The organism is Streptomyces beijiangensis (assembly GCF_017315755.1).
GTDB lineage: Bacteria > Actinomycetota > Actinomycetes > Streptomycetales > Streptomycetaceae > Streptomyces > Streptomyces beijiangensis.
In genome coordinates this window covers 1-450 of sequence record NZ_JAFLRJ010000754.1, presented here as the reverse complement: position 1 = coordinate 450, position 450 = coordinate 1, and the positions used below count along the sequence as shown (strand labels likewise).

The 450-nt window shown below is 71.6% G+C and carries 1 protein-coding gene; it reads right to left on the bottom strand.

All coding sequences use genetic code 11. The features are described from left to right. On the bottom strand, window positions 1-450 hold a 450-nt coding region (locus J0695_RS38870), incomplete at both ends, for a hypothetical protein (RefSeq protein WP_206969571.1).

The following is a 450-nucleotide window of genomic DNA, read 5'->3' as shown; positions in this document are numbered from 1 at the left end:
GTGGTGGTCGGGGCCGGTGTGTCGGTCCAGTGCCGGCGGTGCTGCCAGGGGTAGGTCGGTGCGGAGGTGTGGCTGCCGCGTCCGGCGAGCAGGCGTCTCCAGTCCACCGGGGAGCCGGCTGCGTGCAGTGCGGCCGTGGTGCGTACCAGTGCGGTGGTGTCCGGCGGCGTGTCGAGTGAGGTGGCGGAGAGTTCGGCCGGTGCGAGTGCGGCCAGTTGCCCTGCTGCGGTGCCGAGGCCGATGTCGAGCAGTGTCTCGATGCCTTCCTTCGCGAGTTCGTCGGCCAGTTCCGGGGTCCAGTGCAGGGGGCCGGTGCCGGCCGGCAGGGTCCAGTTGATCGCGGTGGCGTTGTCGACGGGCAGGCACTGGTCGAGGGACTGCAGGTACAGCGGCGTCGTGGGTCGGTTGGCGACTTGGACCTCGCGTATGCCGACGGCGGCGATCAGCGCG